Source organism: Nodularia spumigena CCY9414 (genome assembly GCF_000340565.2).
GTDB lineage: Bacteria > Cyanobacteriota > Cyanobacteriia > Cyanobacteriales > Nostocaceae > Nodularia > Nodularia spumigena.
In genome coordinates, this window is sequence record NZ_CP007203.1 from 886716 (window position 1) to 905592 (window position 18877).

Annotated in this window: 17 protein-coding genes, 1 tRNA gene and 2 pseudogenes; 7 read left to right on the forward strand and 13 right to left on the reverse strand. The window is 41.9% G+C overall.

Going from position 1 to position 18877, the window contains the following annotated elements; genetic code table 11:
• The first annotated feature begins 212 nt into the window (after positions 1 to 212).
• Positions 213 to 965 carry a TVP38/TMEM64 family protein gene (locus NSP_RS03970; RefSeq protein ID WP_006198191.1) on the forward strand — a complete coding sequence of 251 codons (753 nt, stop codon included), beginning with the start codon at positions 213 to 215 and terminating at the stop codon, positions 963 to 965.
• Between the two features lie 358 nt (positions 966 to 1323).
• On the opposite strand, the gene NSP_RS03975 is transcribed toward NSP_RS03970, so the two are convergent.
• Positions 1324 to 1530 carry a hypothetical protein gene (locus tag NSP_RS03975; protein ID WP_006198192.1) on the reverse strand — a complete coding sequence of 69 codons (207 nt, stop codon included), beginning with the start codon at positions 1528 to 1530 and terminating at the stop codon, positions 1324 to 1326.
• A gap of 82 nt (positions 1531 to 1612) precedes the next feature.
• Between NSP_RS03975 and mgtE the strand changes: the two genes are divergently transcribed.
• The gene (gene mgtE, locus NSP_RS03980) at positions 1613 to 3013 is read left to right on the forward strand and encodes a magnesium transporter (protein ID WP_006198193.1); all 1401 of its coding nucleotides are present in this window, start codon (positions 1613 to 1615) and stop codon (positions 3011 to 3013) included.
• Positions 3014 to 3133: 120 nt separating this feature from the next.
• On the opposite strand, the gene NSP_RS03985 is transcribed toward mgtE, so the two are convergent.
• Both NSP_RS03985 and NSP_RS03990 read right to left on the reverse strand, forming a co-directional pair.
• Positions 3134 to 3391, reverse strand: a complete 258-nt coding sequence (locus NSP_RS03985; RefSeq protein ID WP_006198194.1) for a hypothetical protein — start codon at positions 3389 to 3391, stop codon at positions 3134 to 3136.
• 185 nt (positions 3392 to 3576) lie between these two features.
• Positions 3577 to 4431 carry an SDR family oxidoreductase gene (locus tag NSP_RS03990; RefSeq protein WP_042202794.1) on the reverse strand — a complete coding sequence of 285 codons (855 nt, stop codon included), beginning with the start codon at positions 4429 to 4431 and terminating at the stop codon, positions 3577 to 3579.
• Positions 4432 to 4846: 415 nt separating this feature from the next.
• Here NSP_RS03990 and NSP_RS03995 point away from each other — a divergent pair, with 415 nt between their 5' ends.
• The gene (locus tag NSP_RS03995) at positions 4847 to 5509 is read left to right on the forward strand and encodes a class I SAM-dependent methyltransferase (RefSeq protein WP_006198196.1); all 663 of its coding nucleotides are present in this window, start codon (positions 4847 to 4849) and stop codon (positions 5507 to 5509) included.
• 145 nt (positions 5510 to 5654) lie between these two features.
• Here the strand turns inward: NSP_RS03995 and trhO are convergent, their stop codons facing one another.
• Positions 5655 to 6551, reverse strand: a complete 897-nt coding sequence (gene trhO, locus NSP_RS04000; RefSeq protein WP_006198197.1) for an oxygen-dependent tRNA uridine(34) hydroxylase TrhO — start codon at positions 6549 to 6551, stop codon at positions 5655 to 5657.
• Between the two features lie 56 nt (positions 6552 to 6607).
• Here trhO and NSP_RS04005 point away from each other — a divergent pair.
• Positions 6608 to 6680 (forward strand) — tRNA-Ala (locus NSP_RS04005).
• Here NSP_RS04005 and NSP_RS04010 read toward each other — a convergent pair.
• A complete protein-coding gene (locus tag NSP_RS04010; RefSeq protein ID WP_042202795.1) occupies positions 6681 to 7316 on the reverse strand; it encodes a class I SAM-dependent methyltransferase in 636 nt (211 codons plus the stop codon). It lies immediately after the preceding tRNA gene.
• A 93-nt stretch (positions 7317 to 7409) separates the two neighbouring features.
• Between NSP_RS04010 and NSP_RS04015 the strand changes: the two genes are divergently transcribed.
• The gene (locus NSP_RS04015; RefSeq protein WP_173403254.1) at positions 7410 to 8816 is read left to right on the forward strand and encodes a 1-acyl-sn-glycerol-3-phosphate acyltransferase; all 1407 of its coding nucleotides are present in this window, start codon (positions 7410 to 7412) and stop codon (positions 8814 to 8816) included.
• A 42-nt stretch (positions 8817 to 8858) separates the two neighbouring features.
• On the opposite strand, the gene NSP_RS04020 is transcribed toward NSP_RS04015, so the two are convergent.
• On the reverse strand, positions 8859 to 9092 hold the full coding sequence (locus NSP_RS04020; RefSeq protein ID WP_006198200.1) for a DUF3134 domain-containing protein: 234 nt from the start codon (positions 9090 to 9092) through the stop codon (positions 8859 to 8861).
• A 628-nt stretch (positions 9093 to 9720) separates the two neighbouring features.
• Here NSP_RS04020 and NSP_RS04025 point away from each other — a divergent pair.
• Together NSP_RS04025 and NSP_RS04030 are read left to right on the forward strand one after the other, a co-directional pair.
• Positions 9721 to 11397 (forward strand): DUF3352 domain-containing protein, encoded by a 1677-nt coding sequence (locus NSP_RS04025; RefSeq protein WP_006198201.1) that lies wholly within the window; start codon positions 9721 to 9723, stop codon positions 11395 to 11397.
• A gap of 85 nt (positions 11398 to 11482) precedes the next feature.
• Positions 11483 to 12400: a class I SAM-dependent methyltransferase gene (locus NSP_RS04030; RefSeq protein WP_006198202.1), complete on the forward strand. Its 918-nt coding sequence runs from the start codon at positions 11483 to 11485 to the stop codon at positions 12398 to 12400.
• 269 nt (positions 12401 to 12669) lie between these two features.
• Here the strand turns inward: NSP_RS04030 and NSP_RS04035 are convergent, their stop codons facing one another.
• The 7 genes and pseudogenes from NSP_RS04035 to NSP_RS26680 form a co-directional block, all read right to left on the reverse strand.
• A complete protein-coding gene (locus NSP_RS04035) occupies positions 12670 to 13536 on the reverse strand; it encodes a 6-carboxytetrahydropterin synthase (RefSeq protein ID WP_006198203.1) in 867 nt (288 codons plus the stop codon).
• A 129-nt stretch (positions 13537 to 13665) separates the two neighbouring features.
• Positions 13666 to 14371: pseudogene (locus NSP_RS04040) on the reverse strand (J domain-containing protein).
• A gap of 15 nt (positions 14372 to 14386) precedes the next feature.
• The gene (gene cysK, locus NSP_RS04045; RefSeq protein ID WP_006198206.1) at positions 14387 to 15349 is read right to left on the reverse strand and encodes a cysteine synthase A; all 963 of its coding nucleotides are present in this window, start codon (positions 15347 to 15349) and stop codon (positions 14387 to 14389) included.
• A gap of 51 nt (positions 15350 to 15400) precedes the next feature.
• Positions 15401 to 15838 (reverse strand): RrF2 family transcriptional regulator, encoded by a 438-nt coding sequence (locus tag NSP_RS04050; protein ID WP_071839270.1) that lies wholly within the window; start codon positions 15836 to 15838, stop codon positions 15401 to 15403.
• Between the two features lie 183 nt (positions 15839 to 16021).
• A complete protein-coding gene (locus tag NSP_RS04055) occupies positions 16022 to 17788 on the reverse strand; it encodes an iron uptake porin (protein ID WP_006198208.1) in 1767 nt (588 codons plus the stop codon).
• 372 nt (positions 17789 to 18160) lie between these two features.
• Positions 18161 to 18442 (reverse strand): 4a-hydroxytetrahydrobiopterin dehydratase, encoded by a 282-nt coding sequence (locus NSP_RS04060; protein WP_006198209.1) that lies wholly within the window; start codon positions 18440 to 18442, stop codon positions 18161 to 18163.
• A 229-nt stretch (positions 18443 to 18671) separates the two neighbouring features.
• Positions 18672 to 18877 (reverse strand): annotated as a pseudogene (locus NSP_RS26680) (RNA-guided endonuclease IscB); the annotation flags it as partial.

Here is an 18877-nt window from a genome sequence, read left to right on the forward strand (position 1 = left end):
ACTTCTCAAATCAGCTTCGTATATTAATAGCAGGTAGCTATAGGAATCCGATTTGATTATTGAAAAAATCTCAGTATATGTAGGGTGTGTTATGGCTTTAGCCTAACGCACCGTCTTCTGTGGTCTTGGTGCCGTACTCTCCTCTATAACACACCCTACGTGTATTTCATAAATCAAATATGAGTCCTATATGAAAAACGCAGGTAAATTGCATGATTCAAAAACCCAAGCCCCGAACAAATCGTACACTCAAATTTTTAATAATTACTTTTCTGATTATTACCCTAATTTTCCTAGCCCAATACATCAACATTCCAGTAATTTTAAATAATTCCATTTTATGGGTGCAAAGTCTGGGTGTATTCGGACCCATTGCGTATATTGTCATTTATAACTTAGCCACAATATTATTTATCCCCGGTTCTCTCTTAACCCTCAAAGGTGGTTGCTTGTTTGGCTTATTTTGGGGTGCTGTATATGTGTTAATCGCCGCCATTATCGGAGCAATTTTAGCTTTTATCCTCGGACGCTATTTATCCCGTGATTGGGTTTCACAACAGATTAATAAACATCCTCAATTTCAAGCCATAGATTTAGCAGTAGCTAAAGAGGGATGGAAAATAGTCTTACTGACGCGTTTATGTCCCATCTTTCCATTCAACTTATTAAATTATGCTTTTGGAGTTACACAAGTTTCGCTCAAAGACTATATATTAGGTTCCTTTGGCATTATTCCCGGTACAGTTATGTACGTTTATATGGGTTCCTTAGCAGGTGATTTAGCCATGATAAATCAGAATAATCCGCCAATTAATCCCGAAGCGCAAATCTGGCAATGGGTAATGCAAATAATTGGATTAATTGCCACTATTGCGATAACTATATATATGACAAAAATTGCTCAAAAAGCTCTAGGCGAAAGTATGGTGACAGCAGAAGTTACTAAAGATGAGACTAATAATTAAATAAAATATAGGACTACTATTTGATTTTTGGTAAGCTATATCATAGCCCCCTCCCCGTAAGCGGGGCTACGGTGTACACACAAGTCTTGAAATCCTACCTAACGCTTGGTTTCGTTGTCTAATTCTAAGCTCTAGGATTGCGCCGAAAAACCTGTCATTGCGAGGAGGAACGACGAAGCAATCGCAACAATCACGGGATTATGCGATTACTTCGTTCCGCTATCGCTGCACTCGTAATGACAATTTAAAGTGTCTAGAAAGCTTGAAACCTTTACAGATACCACTTGTGTGTACACGGTAGGTAAGCGGGGAGGGGGTTGGGAGTGGGGTTCTTATCTACCTAATTCATAATTAACGCCTATTTTTCTACTTCTGCATAGTGCCAGCGTGTTACACCATTTTCATTTGAGGTAACTAGAATATTGAAGCATTCTAAACTTTCTAAATGGTGATTAATCACTTGCTTTTGTCGCTGGGTAACTTTAAACTGTTTGATAACTTGTTCTAAAGTCCATTCACCGCCACTGGTGCGTAATAAATCCCGAATTGCTGCAAATGGAAGCAATTACAAAATTAACTTCCTCATTCCCACATTCCTCTAAACTAAAAGCAGCAAACTTGTTGAAACTGGCTAAGGAAAATAGATTTTGACTGAGACGAATCATTTAAACTTTACCACCCAAAATATCACGCGCAGCGAATTGCAAGATTTAGTGCGAAATCAGCTACAAATTCTCCTAGAATCGGGGAACTTGCAGGAAGCCAAATCTATTCTCCAACCTGTGCAACCTGCGGATATTGCTGAGGCCATTGAAGGTTTACCAGAAGCAATGCACGCTTTGGTGTTTCGCTTGCTTCCTAAAACTGAGGCTATCGAAGTTTATGAATATCTCGACTACAGTGTTCAAGAACATTTAATTGAAGAACTCAGAAGTCAGGATGTCCGTGACATTGTAGATAAAATGTCCCCGGATGACCGCGCCAGGTTATTTGACGAGTTACCAGCAAAAGTTGTCAATCGCTTGCTAGAACAATTGAGTCCAGCCGAACGCCAAGCTACAGCCCAACTTTTGGGTTATGAGGCGGATACAGCTGGGCGCATTATGACTCCAAAGTTAATTTATCTCAAAGAAAATTTTACGGTATCTCAAGCCATAGAGCGAATTCGCAGCCTCGCTAATATGAGTGAGATGATTTACTACCTTTATGTTACTGATACCGCTAGGCGTTTGACGGGAATTGTCTCTTTACGAGAGTTGGTGGTATCTCAGCTTGAACAAACCATTGGCGATATTATGACCCGTGAAGTGGTGTTTGTCCATACCGATACTGACCAAGAAGAAGTCGCTCGATTAATTCAAAGATATGATTTTTTAGCTGTTCCTGTGGTGGATAAAGAACAGCGTTTAGTAGGTATTGTCACTGTTGATGATGTGATTGATATTCTGCAACGAGAAACCACCGAGGATATCTACGCCTTGGGCGGTGGTGTGCAGTCTGATGGTGATAACTATTTTCAAATGAGTTTACTGCAAGTTGCCCGGAAGCGGGTGGTGTGGTTATTCGTTTTACTGATAACGAACACAGTCACGGGTACAATTATTAAGTCTCAAGAAGATATCTTAAAACAAGTAGTTATCCTGACAGCCTTTATTCCTTTGCTGACAGGCACTGGTGGTAATGTGGGCGCGCAGTCTTCTACAGTGGTAATTCGGGGGATGAGTACCGATGAAATTAGATCCCTGAAGATATGGCAGGTAATTGGCAGAGAAGCGATCGCCGGGGCGTTCTTGGGTTTAATGTTAGGTAGCATGGCCACCATCTGGGCTTACTTTCTGCAAGGACGCGCCGAGGTAGCATTCACTGTAGGTATCAGTCTGGTAGCTATTTCTGTGATTGCTTCTGTCTCAGGTTCAGCACTGCCATTTTTATTCCGCGCCTTCCGCTTAGACCCAGCCTTGATGTCAGCACCGTTTATTACTACAGCCGTTGATGTCTTGGGTGTTTTGATTTACTTTAAGTTGGCGCGAGTCATTTTAGGGTTATAGTCCCAAGAGGGAAAGTCAAAAGTATTAAATTCCCTCGCAACAAATGAAACGAACACATTTTTTCTTTGGCTGAAAGCCCTGCTATATAATGAAAACTCTGCAATTCGGACTCTAAAATTTTTACAATTCTGAAGCCGTTTCTGGTGCAACAATTTCTCCAGTCCCTAACTCTAGGATCATATCTTGATCAGTAATTAATTCATTGAGTTCTTTAACTTTTAAATTCATTTTCTCGCAAGATTCTCTGAGTTCACGGGCAAAAGTATTAACATCATCGCCATAGCCACATTGATAAGCAGCGATTTTTATTCCCTGCTTGGCATTTGCTCTAGCACAATCTACTAATTCTGTGCCAAGCAATGGTTTTGGGGATGTCATAAGTCGTAGTTGTTATTTCTTGGGTGTTTTTCTTTAGATAGGTTAGCATTTATTTAGTATTAACACATCTATCCAATGGAATAGTAAGAATTCGTAATTCGTAATTCGTCAATCCAAAATTCTCTAGCCCCGGATTAATCCGGGGTAACATAACATCTTCAATCCCAAATTCTCAGTTGTTTGAATTAGCCGTTGACGATTGAACCACCATTGGGATGTAATACTTGACCAGTCATATAAGACGCATCATCGGAAGCTAAAAAGACATAACTGGGTGCAACTTCTTCAGGTTGTCCGGCTCGTCCCATTGGAACTTGTTTACCGAAAGTTGCAACTTGATCTGCGGGAAAAGTGGAAGGAATTAATGGTGTCCAAATCGGTCCAGGTGCGACAGCATTAACTCGAATCTCTTTGGAGACTAAATTTTGTGATAAGGAACGAGTAAAGGCGACTATTGCCCCTTTTGTAGAGGAATAATCGAGTAATTTGGCATTACCTTTATACGCTGTGACGGATGTACTATTAATGATGGAACTACCTGCTTTTAGGTGTTTCATTGCGGCTTTAGTCAGGTAAAACATCGAGAAAATATTAGTGCGGAAAGTGCGCTCTAGTTGCTCTTTACTAATGTCCTCAATGCTTTCTTGCGGATGTTGTTCAGCAGCGTTATTAATCAGAATATCGAGTTTACCTAATTGCTCAACGGTTTGTTCTACAGCTTGCTGACAAAAGGTTTCATCGGTAATATCGCCTGCGATCGCCACTACACGCCGCCCAAGATTTTCTACCAAATGTTTGGTTTCTTTCGCATCGTCATGTTCCATCAAGTAAACCAGCGCCACATCTGCACCTTCTTTCGCAAAGGCGATCGCCACAGCTCGACCAATACCACTATCTCCCCCTGTGATTAATGCTACTTTATTGTTTAATTTGCCACTACCTTGATACTGGGGGTCATCAGCTTTAGGTTTGGGCTTCATTTCTGATTCTTTACCGGGTGGTTTTTGTTCCTGTGGTGGTTGTAAGATTTCTTCTGGCATAGGATAAATTTCTGGTAAATTAATTAAGGAAAAAACAATTAACAAAATTCTAAAAGTAAACCCTGGATCGATAATTCAATCCAAGGTTTAATTTATGCTTTAACTCCCAACTTACAATTTGTAAGTTTAGGCTTTTTACCCCGGATGTAAGCCAAACGTACTAATTGAGGGCAATTGTACGCGACCGACATTTTTATCCTCACACCTGACACACGCTCTTAATCTGACCACTGAAAACAAGTACACAACTCTCTTGGAATGTCAGGATTGCTCCTGTTCATCTGCTTTTAAGTTAACTATGAAATTGGAGAAATTTATCATTCTGGAGATGGAAAGACAAATTAGCTTTTCTCAACCTTAAGACGTAAAATATAGTAATATTAATAAATAATTTGGATGTTAATTGTACTGAATTATGGCGAATAAAACACTGGGAATAGAACCACAACTATATAACTACTTACTCTCTGTATCTTTACGGGAACCAGAAATCCTGTCTCAACTCAGGGAAGAAACAGCGCAGCATCCGATGGCGATGATGCAAATTGCACCGGAACAAGGACAATTTATGGCTTTGCTGGTGCAATTAATGGGAGCAAAGAAAACTTTAGAAGTGGGGGTATTTACGGGTTATAGTTCTCTAGCGGTGGCTTTGGCGTTACCTCCAGAAGGTCGGGTAGTAGCCTGTGATGTGAGTGAGGAATTTACAGCGATCGCACTTCGTTATTGGCAAGCAGCCGGAGTATCAGATAAAATTGATTTACATATTGCCCCAGCAATGGAGACATTAGATCAGTTACTCGCCGCAGGTGAAGCAGAAACCTTTGACTTCGCCTTCATTGATGCTGACAAAAGCAATTATGATGGTTATTATGAGCGATCGCTGCAATTAGTCCGTCCTGGTGGATTAATTTTGATTGATAATGTGCTTTGGTCTGGTAGAGTTGCAGATACCGAAGTTCAAGACAATCGCACTACAAAGATTCGCGCCTTGAATGAGAAATTGCATCAAGATGAGCGAATTAATTTGAGTTTAATTCCCATCGCTGATGGTTTAACCCTGGCGCACAAGAAATAATTACCGTAGAGGCAATTTTATCAATTGTCTCTATTGCACAGGTTTGGAATTTTGATATCTGCAATTTCGTTTTTATAGAAATTCTATAAGAGCAACGAACCGCCAAGTACGCCAAGTACGCCAAGAAGAAAGAGGAAAGAGGAAATTACGCATTACGACTTAATTGATATTGTTTCCACTTTTCTTGCTGACGCACTCTTTTTTCTGCGGTGAGTTTATCACAACAGTGGGGACAAGAAATACCTTCTTCATATTTAGGGGAAGTCTTATCTGTCGCAGAAATTGGATGTCCACAACAAAAGCATAATTCATGACTACCTGATTCTAAGCCATGACGGACGGCTACTCGTTCATCAAATACAAAACATTCACCTTCCCACAAACTTGACTCTGTTGGGACTGATTCTAAATACTTCAGAATACCGCCTTTGAGGTGATAAACTTCGGCAAAGCCTTGAGATATCATAAATGATGAGGCTTTTTCACAACGAATTCCACCAGTACAGAACAAAGCCACTTTTTTGTGTTGCTTGGGGTCGAGATTTTGACTCACATATTCGGGAAACTCTCGGAATGATTTAGTTTGAGGATTTTGGGCTTTTTTGAAAGTCCCAATATTCACCTCATAATCATTACGAGTGTCAATTACAATTACGTCAGGATCACAAATCAAATCATTCCATTCTTCGGGACTGACATAAGTCCCCACCTGCTGATTTGGGTCAACTTCCGGTAAACCCATAGTCACAATTTCTGGTTTTAGCCGCACCTTCATCCGTTCAAAAGGCTGTGTTTCGGTGTATGATTCTTTGGCTTCTAAGTCGGATAAACGGGGGTCAGAACGCAAAAACGTTAAAACAGAGTCAACAGCTTGCCGCGACCCGGTAATAGTGCCATTAATGCCCTCTGCTGCTAATAAAATTGTCCCCTTAACACCTTGTGATTGGCAGTAAGAAAGCAGAGGTTCTTGTTTTTCGGCAAAATCGGGCAGTCTGACAAATTTATACAGCGCTGCCACCACCTGGATATTTTCTTGCTTCATTTCCTGAGCAATGATATAATCTTTATCTAAAGTAGCAAATGCTTTTTCTATTGTATGGGGGTTTAGCTCAGTTGGTAGAGCGCCTGCTTTGCAAGCAGGATGTCAGCAGTTCGAGTCTGCTAATCTCCACTATTCAGCACGTTGAAAGACGACAGAAAGATTATTAGCCGGCATTTGGTAAATTTCTTTAAAAGTCAGGTCTTGGGTTTTAGCTGCTTCTATGACATCTTCCAAATTACGCACACCCCACTCAGGATTTCGCTCCTTTAAAGATTGGTCAAAGGCCGCATTGCTAGAAGCAGTATGTTCGCCGTTTTGTTTGAACGGTCCATATAAATAGAGTATTCCACCATTCGGCAAAATGCGACCAGCACCAGCCATTAATCCCAAACAAGCTGACCAAGGTGAAATATGAATCATATTAATATTAACTATAGCTACAATGGGTGAGTCAGGTAAATTACCTTTCTCCACTCCCCAAATTGGCGCACTAGCATCAAGTTCCAGAGGTGGATAAAGATTATCTGATGGACATTCTTCAGCCCAAGCCCTCACACTAGCGCGTAACAACGGATTTTGTTCAGAAGGTAGCCATTGACGAGGGCTAAGACGGGGCGCAAAATATACAGCGTGTTCACCCGTACCACTAGCAACTTCCAAGATAGTGCCAGTTGTAGGTAACACTTGTAAAAGCACCTCTAAAATAGGTTCACGATTGCGTTGAGTTGCAGGCGCGTACTGTCGCGCATCCTCCGGTATATTAATATCCAAACTTTTCCGTCCTTTGCGCCTTTGCGCCTTTGCGTGTTAGCGGAGCGGGGCGTAGCCCTACTAAATCCATATTCTCTGGAGAATCATTTGCCTAAATCAATCAACTCGACCCAACCACCACTCAAATTTATTCGCCAAAGCTTTAACCCCTTTATACTCCAAATTTTCCGGTGGTTATTGCCTATTGTGCTACGTTTTCGCACTAAACCGTGGCTACCTGCGGGTATTGTCCACATTGAAGCTGAGAATGTTGAGACATTAGCTAAACTTTATCACCAATTCCAGGCTGGCAAAATTCGCTTTTTGATTGCATTTCGTCATCCAGAGGTAGAAGATCCTCTGTGTATGTTATATCTACTTTCCTACATTTTGCCCAATGTTGCTCGCCAGCACGGGATTAAATTGCAAGAACCCATTCACAGCTACTTTCTTTATGACCGTGGGATGACTATATGGGCGGGAAATTGGCTAGGGCGGTTATTCTCTAAAGTTGGGGGTGTTCCCATTCGTCGTGGTCGCCGAGTAGATAGACAAGCGATTCAAACCGCACGAGAATTGTTTTGTAATGGTGAAATGGCGATCGCAGTTGCACCAGAAGGAGGTAATAATGGTCATAGTGAAATTGTCAGTCCCCTAGAACCCGGTGTGGCGCAATTAGGTTTCTGGTGTGTAGAAGACTTGCAAAAAGCCCAGCGTTCTGAGACTGTGGTAATTGTCCCGATTGGTATTCAGTATAGTTACGTCGAGCCACCTTGGTCAAAACTGCATAAGCTATTAACTAAATTAGAAGCTGATAGCGGTTTGGAACCAATTGATCAACCAGCGACTCCAGAAATTTACTATCAACGCATTTGTCGCTTGGGTGAATATTTGATTACCGAGATGGAAGAGTTTTATCGCCGCTTCTATCATCAAGATATCCCCAAAACCATATCGATTGATGAATCTGCAAGTCCTAATGATATTTTAATTGCGAGATTGCATCGTTTAATGGATAAAGCTTTACAGGTTCCTGAAGCATATTTTGGCGTACAAGCCCAAGGAAATTTTATTGATCGTTGTCGTCGTTTAGAAGAAGCCGGTTGGAATTACATTTACCGGGATGATATAGCAGATATCAATGCTTTACCACCGTTCAAACGCGGTTTAGCAGATTGGGTTGCGTCGGAAGCAGATTTGAAAATGCAACACATGAGAATTGTGGAAAGTTTTGTGGCTGTAACTGCTAATTATATCCAGGAAAAACCGACGGCGGAAAGGTTCGCAGAAACAACGTTATTAATGTTTGATTTGCTGTCTCGTATTCAGGAATCTACTCTTCCCGGAAGACCTCGCTTGGGTTTGCGAAAGGCGCTGATTACTGTCGGTGAACCGATTTCTGTGACTGAACGCTGGGAAAAAACTCAAGGGAATCGCTCTGCAACTCGTCAAGCTGTGAATACATTGACAAAAGACTTACAAACTGCTATGGAAAATTTAATTCAGGATAATTAGCAAACACCGGGTTTTTGGATAAAAACCCAGTTGTTCTTCTACTTAATCTTCTAAATCCATATCTGAATCATCATCGTCATGATCATAGGGCAGATCATCAAGCTCAATCATCTCAGAGATTTCTTCTACTTGACTCAGACGCTGAGATTCTTGATGTTCACGCTCTATCAGGCGACCATTTGCCTTTAGCCATTCTAGCAAAACAAATTCATTACTAGTACGAATTACAGTGGCTCGTTGATTCCGAGGTTCTTCACTCAAAGGGCCGTTAGGCATACAAACACTCACTTTTAATGGTAAAAACTAGACTGGCTAGAAGTAAATCATAGTCTGCATCTTAGCCTTTATCTACTTGCCGAAATCATCTCAAAACTGAGATTTTTCAACTGGCATTTCCTGGTTATATTGGCTACAAGCTCAGTGGATTTAACCCCATCTGATGTGATAAACTATATTATCTAAGCCATAAAAACAATTATGCTTACTCATGATCACTCAACAACACTCTCAGTATAATTCAGCTTGACAAATCTGGAGAAAATAAAATTTTAGATCAGCCTTGGAGATTTCCCAGTAACTGAGGGCGAATTGCTCAGGGATAAGAGTCATTGCATTATGGAGGGAATTTTAGTGATAAGCAACAAGTTTTTAGGACTTACGCAATAACTCTCTGCAACCCTCTTTCCTTCGTGTCCTTCTCCCTTGGCGCTAGCCTCTCCCTTTGGGAGAAGGGGAGAGGCTAGCGCCAACGCGTTCTTCTCCCTTGGCGCTAGCCTCTCCCTTTGGGAGAAGGGGAGACGCTACGCGAATGTGGTTCGTTTTTTCATGATTTTGCGTAAGTCCTGGTTTTTTACCGGAATTTGACTTTTATTAATGAGAAATATAACAAAAAAGGTTAGTAATAATGCCCGAACGTAAAGCGAATTTGTTAATTCCTGCTGTTGGTGCGACTGTACTCGTGGCGGGAACTGTAGCTGCTTATATCTATTTTAAAGGGCCATCTGGAGATAGCTCCAGCGCTCTAGGGAGTGCTAAATTAGTCCCTTCTACAGCACTGATGGCAACTTATATTACCACTGAACCCGAAGCCTGGGCGAAGTTAGCAGAGTTTGGCACTCCAGAAACGCAAAAGCTCCTAGCCAAAGGGTTAGAAGATTTTAAACAAGATTTTTTGAGTGAAGGTAATATTTCATACGAACAAGATTTGAAGCCTTGGGTTGGTGGTGTGATGGTGGCTGTACTACCGCCCAATTCTACTCAACTTGCACAATCGAATCAGCCTAGTGCGGCGACAAAGGGACAAACAAAATCTCATATCTTGATGGTAGTAGGTATTAAAGATAAACTGAAGTCCTTGAATTTTGCCAAGAAATTAAAAGCACAAAAAGATGTCAAAGTTGAGGAATTTGATTACAAAGGTGAAACAATCACAGCAGTTACAGAAAATGGCAGACTGACATATAGTGCTGTTTTAAATAATAATCATGTAGTATTATCTTCGGAAAAGCCAGATGTAGAAACGGCTATTGAAACTTTCAAAGGAAAGCCTTCTTTCGCCAGTCAAGAAGGTGCAAAGACGATTCTCACTGCTAACGCAGATATGAAAAACATTCTCGCTCAAGTTTATATACCAGACTATGCGGAAATGATGCAACAATTGGTAGCTGCAAGTCCCCAGGCTAGGCAATTACCACCACAAAGTCTGAAACAGTTGCAACAAGTAAAATCTATGGTGGCGCGTGTTGGGGTTGATGATCAGGGAGTGCGGATGAAGGCGATCGCTAATTTAAATCCACAACTGAATACATTCGAGTATCAAACAACGCCGGCAAAAATAGTCAGTCAATTACCCTTGGATACCTTTGCATTGATGACTGGTAATGGCATCAGCCGCAGTTGGTCAACTATAGTAGAACAGTCTGAAGATGATCCTGCATTTAATCAAATATTACAACAGATGCGGGGACAACTCAAGTTTGTGAATATTGACCTAGATAAAGACGTTTTTGGGTGGATGGATCAGGAATTTGCCTTTGCTGCTATGCCATCGAATCAAGGGATATTAGCGAATCTGGGTGTAGGCGGTGCATTAGTATTAGGAACAAGCGATCGCCAAACTGCGACAGCCACTTTTAGCAAACTAGATAACCTCGCTAAAACTCAAAGAATCAACGTCACTACCATAAATATCGACGGTAAAGATATCACTGAATGGCAAATGCCCGGACAAGGAGCTTTATTATCTCATGGTTGGCTAAATCAAGATACCGTATTTTTGGCAGTTGGTGGTTCTGTAGCTGATGCGATCGCCACAAACGATACTCCCAAGCTCGATAGTAGCGACACCTTCAAAGCTGTAACTGGTTCACTGCAAAAACCCAATGCTGGTTACTTCTATATAGATGCAGAAAAAACCGCGTTCCTAGTTAATCGCTTTATGACACAAGGACAACCTTTGCCATCTGAGGCTAACACAGTCCTGAGTGCCATTCATGGTTTTGGTGTCACCCTTACCAGTCCCAACAAGTCTATCGCTCAATTGGAGATGTTATTAGCTCTGAAACCGAAAACGGCGAAGTAGATAAAGCTAATGTGCTTCTAGACTAGCCTGGGGTAATTGTGTCATAAGTTAAATAGGCTATAAAACACAAACAAACGCAAAACTTATGACTGCTGCTACAACTACTCCTGGTTTAGCCTCCCGTTTGGTGAATGGTATCTTGGCTATCAAACCTTTAGCCAATCTAGCCAAGCATCAAGCCAGACAAATGATGATCAAACGCGCCGAAAGAATTGGCGTTCCTTGGACACAAGAAGTCAAAACATTACAGGCGCGTGATTGGACACAAGAATTAGCTCAAGTACAAAATCCTCAGCTTTCTTACCCAGACTATTACCTCAATTCATTTCATGCTTACGAAACTGGTAATCTAAGTTGGCAAGCTGCATTTGAAGTCAAGCCGGCAGCTCATGCCGTTCATGCTAAAATTTGGCAAGATGCAGAAGCCCAAGGTGATGCTAAACTGCGTCAAAGTTATCACGATATTCTCACAGCTTCCCTTCCCCATACTCCGCAAGATATCCTAGATGTCGGGTGTAGTGTAGGACTCAGTACCTTTGCCCTGCAAGAAATTTATCCCCAGTCTCAGATTACAGGTTTGGATTTATCGCCTTATTTTTTAGCTGTTGCTCACTACCGCGCCGAACAGCGTCAAGGTCAAATTAATTGGCTTCATGCCGCAGCTGAATCTACTGAGTTACCAGATGCTTCATTTGATTTAGTTTCTATCTTCTTAATGTGCCACGAATTGCCTCAATCCGCAACCCGCCAGATTTTTGCCGAAATGCGGCGGGTGTTGCGTCCCGGTGGTCATTTGGCAATTATGGACATGAATCCCCGATCAGAAATATACCAGAAAATGCCCCCCTACATTTTGACGCTGCTCAAAAGTACTGAACCTTATTTAGATGAATATTTTGCTTTGGACATTGAGCAAGCCTTAGTTGAGGCTGGTTTCCAAGCGCCCACTATCACCAGTAACTCCCCTCGTCACCGCACTATCATTGCTCAAGTTAGTACCTGATTTATTTATGGTTATATCCTCCCCTCTCCTTTATCTCCCCTCTCCTTTATAAGAAGAGGGGTTGGGGGTGAGGTTCTATACTCCCCTCTCCTTTATAAGAAGAGGGGTTGGGGGTGAGGTTCTATACTCCCCTCTCCTTTATAAGAAGAGGGGTTGGGGGTGAGGTTCTATACTCCCCTCTCCTTTATAAGGAGAGGGGTTGGGGGTGAGGTTCTATACTCCCCTCTCCTTTATAAGGAGAGGGGTTGGGGGTGAGGTTCTTTCTTCGGTTAAACTAACACTGGCTCAGATTTGACTGCACTGACAGTATTTGCATCCGATTCTGTGCAGTAAATTTCACAGGAGTTATTGGGACTTTCAATCAGTTTGATTTTGTGAAGTGTACCACCCAATTCCTGAATAGGCGATCGCAATAAATTACTGATGTAAAGTGCGATATTCTCAGCAGTGGGGACAACTTCCGCAAAGAAAGGGATGTCTTTGTTTAAAAAGGTGTGATCAAATGCTTCTAGCACATAATCTTCAATCGCCTGATTTAAAGCCCCTAAATCCACAATCATCCCCGTGCGTGGATCAATTTTACCTTTCACAGTGACTTCTAAATGGTAATTATGTCCGTGACCATGAGGACGGGCGCACTTACCATAAATTTGCGAATTTTCTTCGTTACTCAGTTGAGGATGAGCCAACCGATGGGCGGCGCTAAAGTGAGTACTGATGCTGAGGTAAGCTTCCATGTCGTCTCCTATATAATCTGCCCAAAGTTCAGGATGTTCAAATAACTGCACACGCACTAAGGGTAAATGCGGTACTAAACGCTGCCAAATCACCCGTGCAATATTTTCAGTCGTGGGTAAAGTTTCTTGAAATTCTGCCCACACATCATTGAGGTAAGAATAGTCTAGTTGGCTGGTAACTTCGTGCTTAATTACGTGTTTCACATCAGACAAGTTGAGTACCATGCCATATTTATCCAATTCTCCAGCCAGGGAGATAAATAAAACATAGTTGTGTCCATGTCCAGGAAATCTAGAACAAGCACCAAATTTTTCAGTATTTTCGGCTTCACTCAGTTCTGGTAAGAAATACCGATGACTAGCCGAAAACTGAGCGCGGCGATTAACAATACATTGCATGAGTATTCTGTAAACTGAGCTTTACATTTCTTAAACTTTCACTATACTCCAGCATAAACTAATTTCTTTACCAGTTGTTAGTTATCAGTAATTTTTGTGTATTTGTAACTAATAATTGACTATTGAGAATTAACTCACCGATTCTTGGACTTCGTAGTGCAGTCTCGCAGCTATACGGAATAATTCTTGTCCTGTATGCAAATAACGCTCATCGTAGCTCAAAGGAAAGTAAGCTAACTCTTCCACTCCATCGGCTACTTGACTGAGACTATGGTAAAGATAAGCTGCTGTTTTTGCTAAACTGGGGGGATTTGGTAGAGAACGAAAAGTCAGTTGGGCTTGCTTGAGATCGTCTCGACAGGTGTTTAAGTATTCTTGAAATTCTTCTAATAATTCATCATCAAAAGGATCGGCGGCTAGTTCCTCAATTTGATCGTCTAGAGAATTGAGAATATGATCAAGCAGATCATTGACTGGTTGATAAACTAAACGTAGCCATTCCTCAACGTGTTGATCAGCATCTCGTCCTGTCTGTCTGTCTGTTTGTTTGGTACCGTTTTTGAGCTGATGCGGCGCGCTGTTGATAACTACTATGGAATTTTTGGGAATTTTCTTGCAGGTGTTGGTCATAGCACAGACGGTTTTGACTGTCTCCTAAGACTTCATAGGCTGCATTTATCCGAATAATTTGCTCTTTATCTGCTGTTTGCTGATTGCTGTCAGGGTGAAACAACTTTACCAAGCGGCGATAAGATTGCTTAATCTCCGCTTGGCTAGCATTGGCATTAACTTTGAGCGTTTCGTAGTGGTTAGAAACTTGTTTAAAATCGACCATTGATTTAATGTAACGTTAGCTGATGCTAGCGGCTACTTTAGCTTCCAAGTCTTGGAACAAAGGTGTACTTAAATATCTTTCTCCAAAACTGGGCTGAATCATTACTATTAAGCGTCCCTGATTTTCTGGACGTTGAGCAACACGAATGGCTGCACATAAGGCTGCACCACTGGAAATACCAGATAGTAGCCCTTCTTCTCTGGCTAAACGCCGACCGTATGCGATCGCTTCGTCGTCGGTGACGGTAATTACTTCAGAAATCAGTTCTACTTTCAGAACTTGAGGTACAAACCCCGCCCCAATTCCTTGGATTTTATGGGGGCCTGGTCGTCCTCCCGATAATATGGGGCTATTGCTGGGTTCAACGGCGATCGCCTGAAAACTCGGTTTACGGGCTTTCAAAACTTCCGCTACACCAGTAATCGTACCACCAGTACCCACACCTGCCACAATCATATCTACCTGTCCATCAGTATCCTCCCAGATTTCCTCAGCTGTAGTTTCCCGATGCACCTTGGCATTGGCTGGATTGCGGAACTGCTGCAACATATAAGTATGTGGCGTAGTATCAACTATCTCCTGAGCGCGGCGAATTGCCCCCGTCATGCCTTCAATTCCCGGTGTTAGTTCTAATTCAGCCCCATAAGCCCGCAACATCGCCCGGCGTTCCCCACTCATAGTTTCTGGCATAGTCAAAATTAACCGATAACCCTTAGCAGATGCGGCCATAGCTAGAGCAATACCTGTATTTCCCGATGTCGGTTCTACCAATACAGTTTTTCCTGGAGTAATCAACTTTTCTGCTTCTGCGGCGTTGATCATACTTACCCCAATCCGGTCTTTGACTGATGCTGATGGGTTCATACTTTCCAGTTTCACAACTATTTGAGCCACACATCCTTCAGCTTGGGGGATGCGGTTCAACTGTACTAACGGTGTACGACCAACAAGTTCTGTAATATTACGGGCAATCTTCATAATTATTCCTGATCTATTTAGTTATCAATCAACAGCTAAAAATACTTGGGACTAAATGTAGTACATAATATCCAATTGCCTGCGAGAATCTCTTTTTTCGCAAAGCTCCTGAAGTGTGTAGTTTTGTAAAACTAAGTTTGCTGCTTGACAAGCTTCTTGCCAAATTTCTTTAATCACAGCAGTATCTATACTTTTGGGATTGTTGTCTTCTTCACAAGTCCGCACATCTAACCCTTCCAAACATTCTAAAACATCGAAGACCGTAATTTTCCAAGGTTCGCGGGTCAAAAAATAGCCACCTTTGGAACCGCGTTGACTCTTAACTATACCTCCGCGTCTCAAAGTAGCCAGTAGCTGTTCCAAATAGCGGTCGGGTATGCTTTGTTGGGCGGCGATTTGGCGAATTTGCATTGGTTCGCCGCTTTGATAATGAGTTGCCATTTCGATTAAGGCGAGAATGGCGTATTCAGATTTACATGATAGTTCCACAAGCAGCAATATGAGTAAGGGATCAAGAAAAAGTTAAATAGAGTTTTGACTCTTAACTTTTTCTAGTATACTACGGTTCTCCACTGGGGTTTGTTATTTACTCTGATGGACAACAAAAAGCCCCGCGTGAGGGCGGGGAGCAATCAAGTTTATGTTGTTTATATTTAGCAGATGTGCAACACTCTAGAAGGTGAAGGTTGTTCTGAGAGTACCGATAAACGCATCTTCATTGTCGCTGTTCTGTCCAGGATTTGTCACCCAAATCACCCCAGGAGTAACTGAGACGTTATCAGAAACGCGATATTTGTAGAAGCCTTCAACTTGGTATGGAACTTGGTTAGAACCTTCTTGTCTATTAAGTGCATAGGGTTGAGCGCCTGCGAAAACACCCAAGACGTTACCTCTCTTACCAAAGTCAGGTAAAGCTACACCAACACCGTAACTCCAAACTTCGCTACTGTCGTTAGCACCAAAGCCATTGACATCAGTGTAGGAAACAAAACCGCTCACAGACAATCTGTCACTGGGTCGGAATGCAGCTGACACACCGTAGGAATTAGTTGCGAAGGCGCTGCCATCACCTGTTTGGTTGTTAATACCACCATAGTTGGCTATTGTAGTACCCACTACAGGTCTGGCAGACGCTGGATTGAAGAGGTTAGCATTAGATCCACTATTGAAGATAGCAGAACCTGTTCCATGATATCCATGAACGTAGGTTGCAGCTAGTGCCAAGCGATCGCTCACGCTAAAGTTCAACTGTCCTAGAGCGCCATAGTTACCTTGGAAGACACCTGAACCAGGATTGGATTCATTCGCTTCTGATCCCAAGTAACCTACAGTGACTGAACTTGGTCTGAGGATACCGCCACCTTGACCCAAGGGTAAAGTAAAGGCAAGACCTGCACCACCACCAATCCGATAGATGGGATTTTGAGAAGCAAAGGTAGTTAAAGCACCGTTACCACCATCAGTGCCGTCAGCAAAGTAGGGGTTGTTAACAGCTGCATAATGGCTGTGTTGACCACCGTTAGCCGCGAGGTAAACTTGGGCTGGGCCGATAGGAGCTTGGTAGGTTAATCTGTCTATCTCAACGTTATTACCACCAGTGTTATCAACGTTAAAGGTTTGCAGACCTTCACCACTTTGGGCAAGAGCAGGGCCAACGGCTGTATCATTACCCAAGTTAAAGTTGTTCGCATTACCAGAGACCAAACGGGTGGTCAAAACGTCCCGACCGTTAAAGCTGCTTTCCAAGCCTAAACGAACTCTGTTTTGGAAAACAGTGTTATTGTTGTCGCCAACTGTATCGCCAAAGCTATCAGTCAGAGCAAAAATGGCTTCACCAGACAACTTGGTAGTGGTGGAGAACTGATTGGCTTCCAATTCAGCCGTCCGCGCTTCTAGGGAATCTACGCGACCGCGTAAAGTTGCCAATTCTGCGGAAAATTCTTCTTGTAATCGCTGTAAAGTAGCTAAATCTTGTCTGGTCACCATGTCAGCAGTTGCTGTGGCGATCAATTCGTTAACTCTATCCAAACAAGCGTTTAAACCAGCAGCAAATTCGTAACGAGTCAAAGCCCGATTACCGCGATAAGTCGCATTTGGGTAACCAGCAATACAACCGTAGCGCTCAACTAAGGACTGCAACGCTTGGAATGCCCAGTCTGTCGGTTGTACGTCCGAAAACTGGGAAACCGATGTTACTTGAGACAGTGTATTATTTTCTTGGTTTTCGCTGCTGTTAACTTGGCTAATAACAACATTGGTGTTGTTGGTTGCTTGAGCGAATAGTTCTGGCTTTTGAGCAACTTCAGTAGCGGCTTGTTGTTCATTTGCCGAAACTTCCGTGGTGGTACTTGGAGCTGCAACTGCTGCGGCCGACACTAACAATGTTGCTCCCAAAACTGCTGGACTAACCACCAGGGATTTCCACAATATATTAGACATCTTCACTTTTTCCTCACACCTTGTATAGATAATTGTTGTTGCTGCACTTATTCTCACGAATTCAACAACTGTTGAACTCTTTTGATGAGGCATAGTTACCACTACCACAATTTTAGTTTTTGCAAAGCTAATAACTGATTAATTTAAAAGTTCAAAATTAAATTAATGTAATTAACTAATCAATGCAAAAACACAGCTTATTAGCCTACCATTATAAGGCATCTGAAGTATATGGCAAGATATTAGCGATCGCTTGATTAACTGTCACATACAATCATCTTGAAAAAAGAAGACGTTCTGAGAGTTTATATGTTCCCAGTCCGCCTCAATTTCTGATATCGCCTATAATTAGGGCTTTTCCAGCAAAACACTTTAGCTGATCCGAGAAATTGTTTGAGCTACATCAAAATCCTTTTGCGTTAACCCACCTGCATCATGTGTTGTCAAGCTGATAGTGACTTTGTTATAGGAAATTTCGATGTCTGGATGATGTCCTGACGATTCCGCAGGTTCTACTAGCTTATTTACAAATTCAATTGCGGCGATAAAATCTTTGAATTTGCGAGTAGTTTGCAACTTAGAACCCTCTACTGTCCAACCTGACAAACGGCTCGCCTGTGCTTGAATTGTTGCATCAGTCAGTAGTTGCGTCATATGAAAAAATTCCTGTTTACATCTGTGCTAAATCTTGCACTGTATTATCCTAGCAATTTATTTACACTGCACCCTTTGATTCCTACACAATAATTATGTTGTGATGTAGAAATAATTCCCAGGTCTAGCTGCTATGAATGTGCAAAATTTCTTGTTGTCTAAAAAGACTTTAACGTAATTTCTCTTTCAGTCTTTGCATTTAATCTCATAAAATTGTAGTTTTGCGTAGTCAAACGTAGCTATACCCGTCACTACAATGAACCTTAGTAATATCTTTCATTGTTGAAAATTCAACTCTAAAACCATTGATAACAATCTCACATCCGTTTTTTGTGGGAGTTTTAACACGACTTACATACTTTCCAGAAGTTATGTTTTTACGATCTTTGTGCAAAGTAGCCTTAACAAAATCTCCTGTAGAAACATGAGTGAATA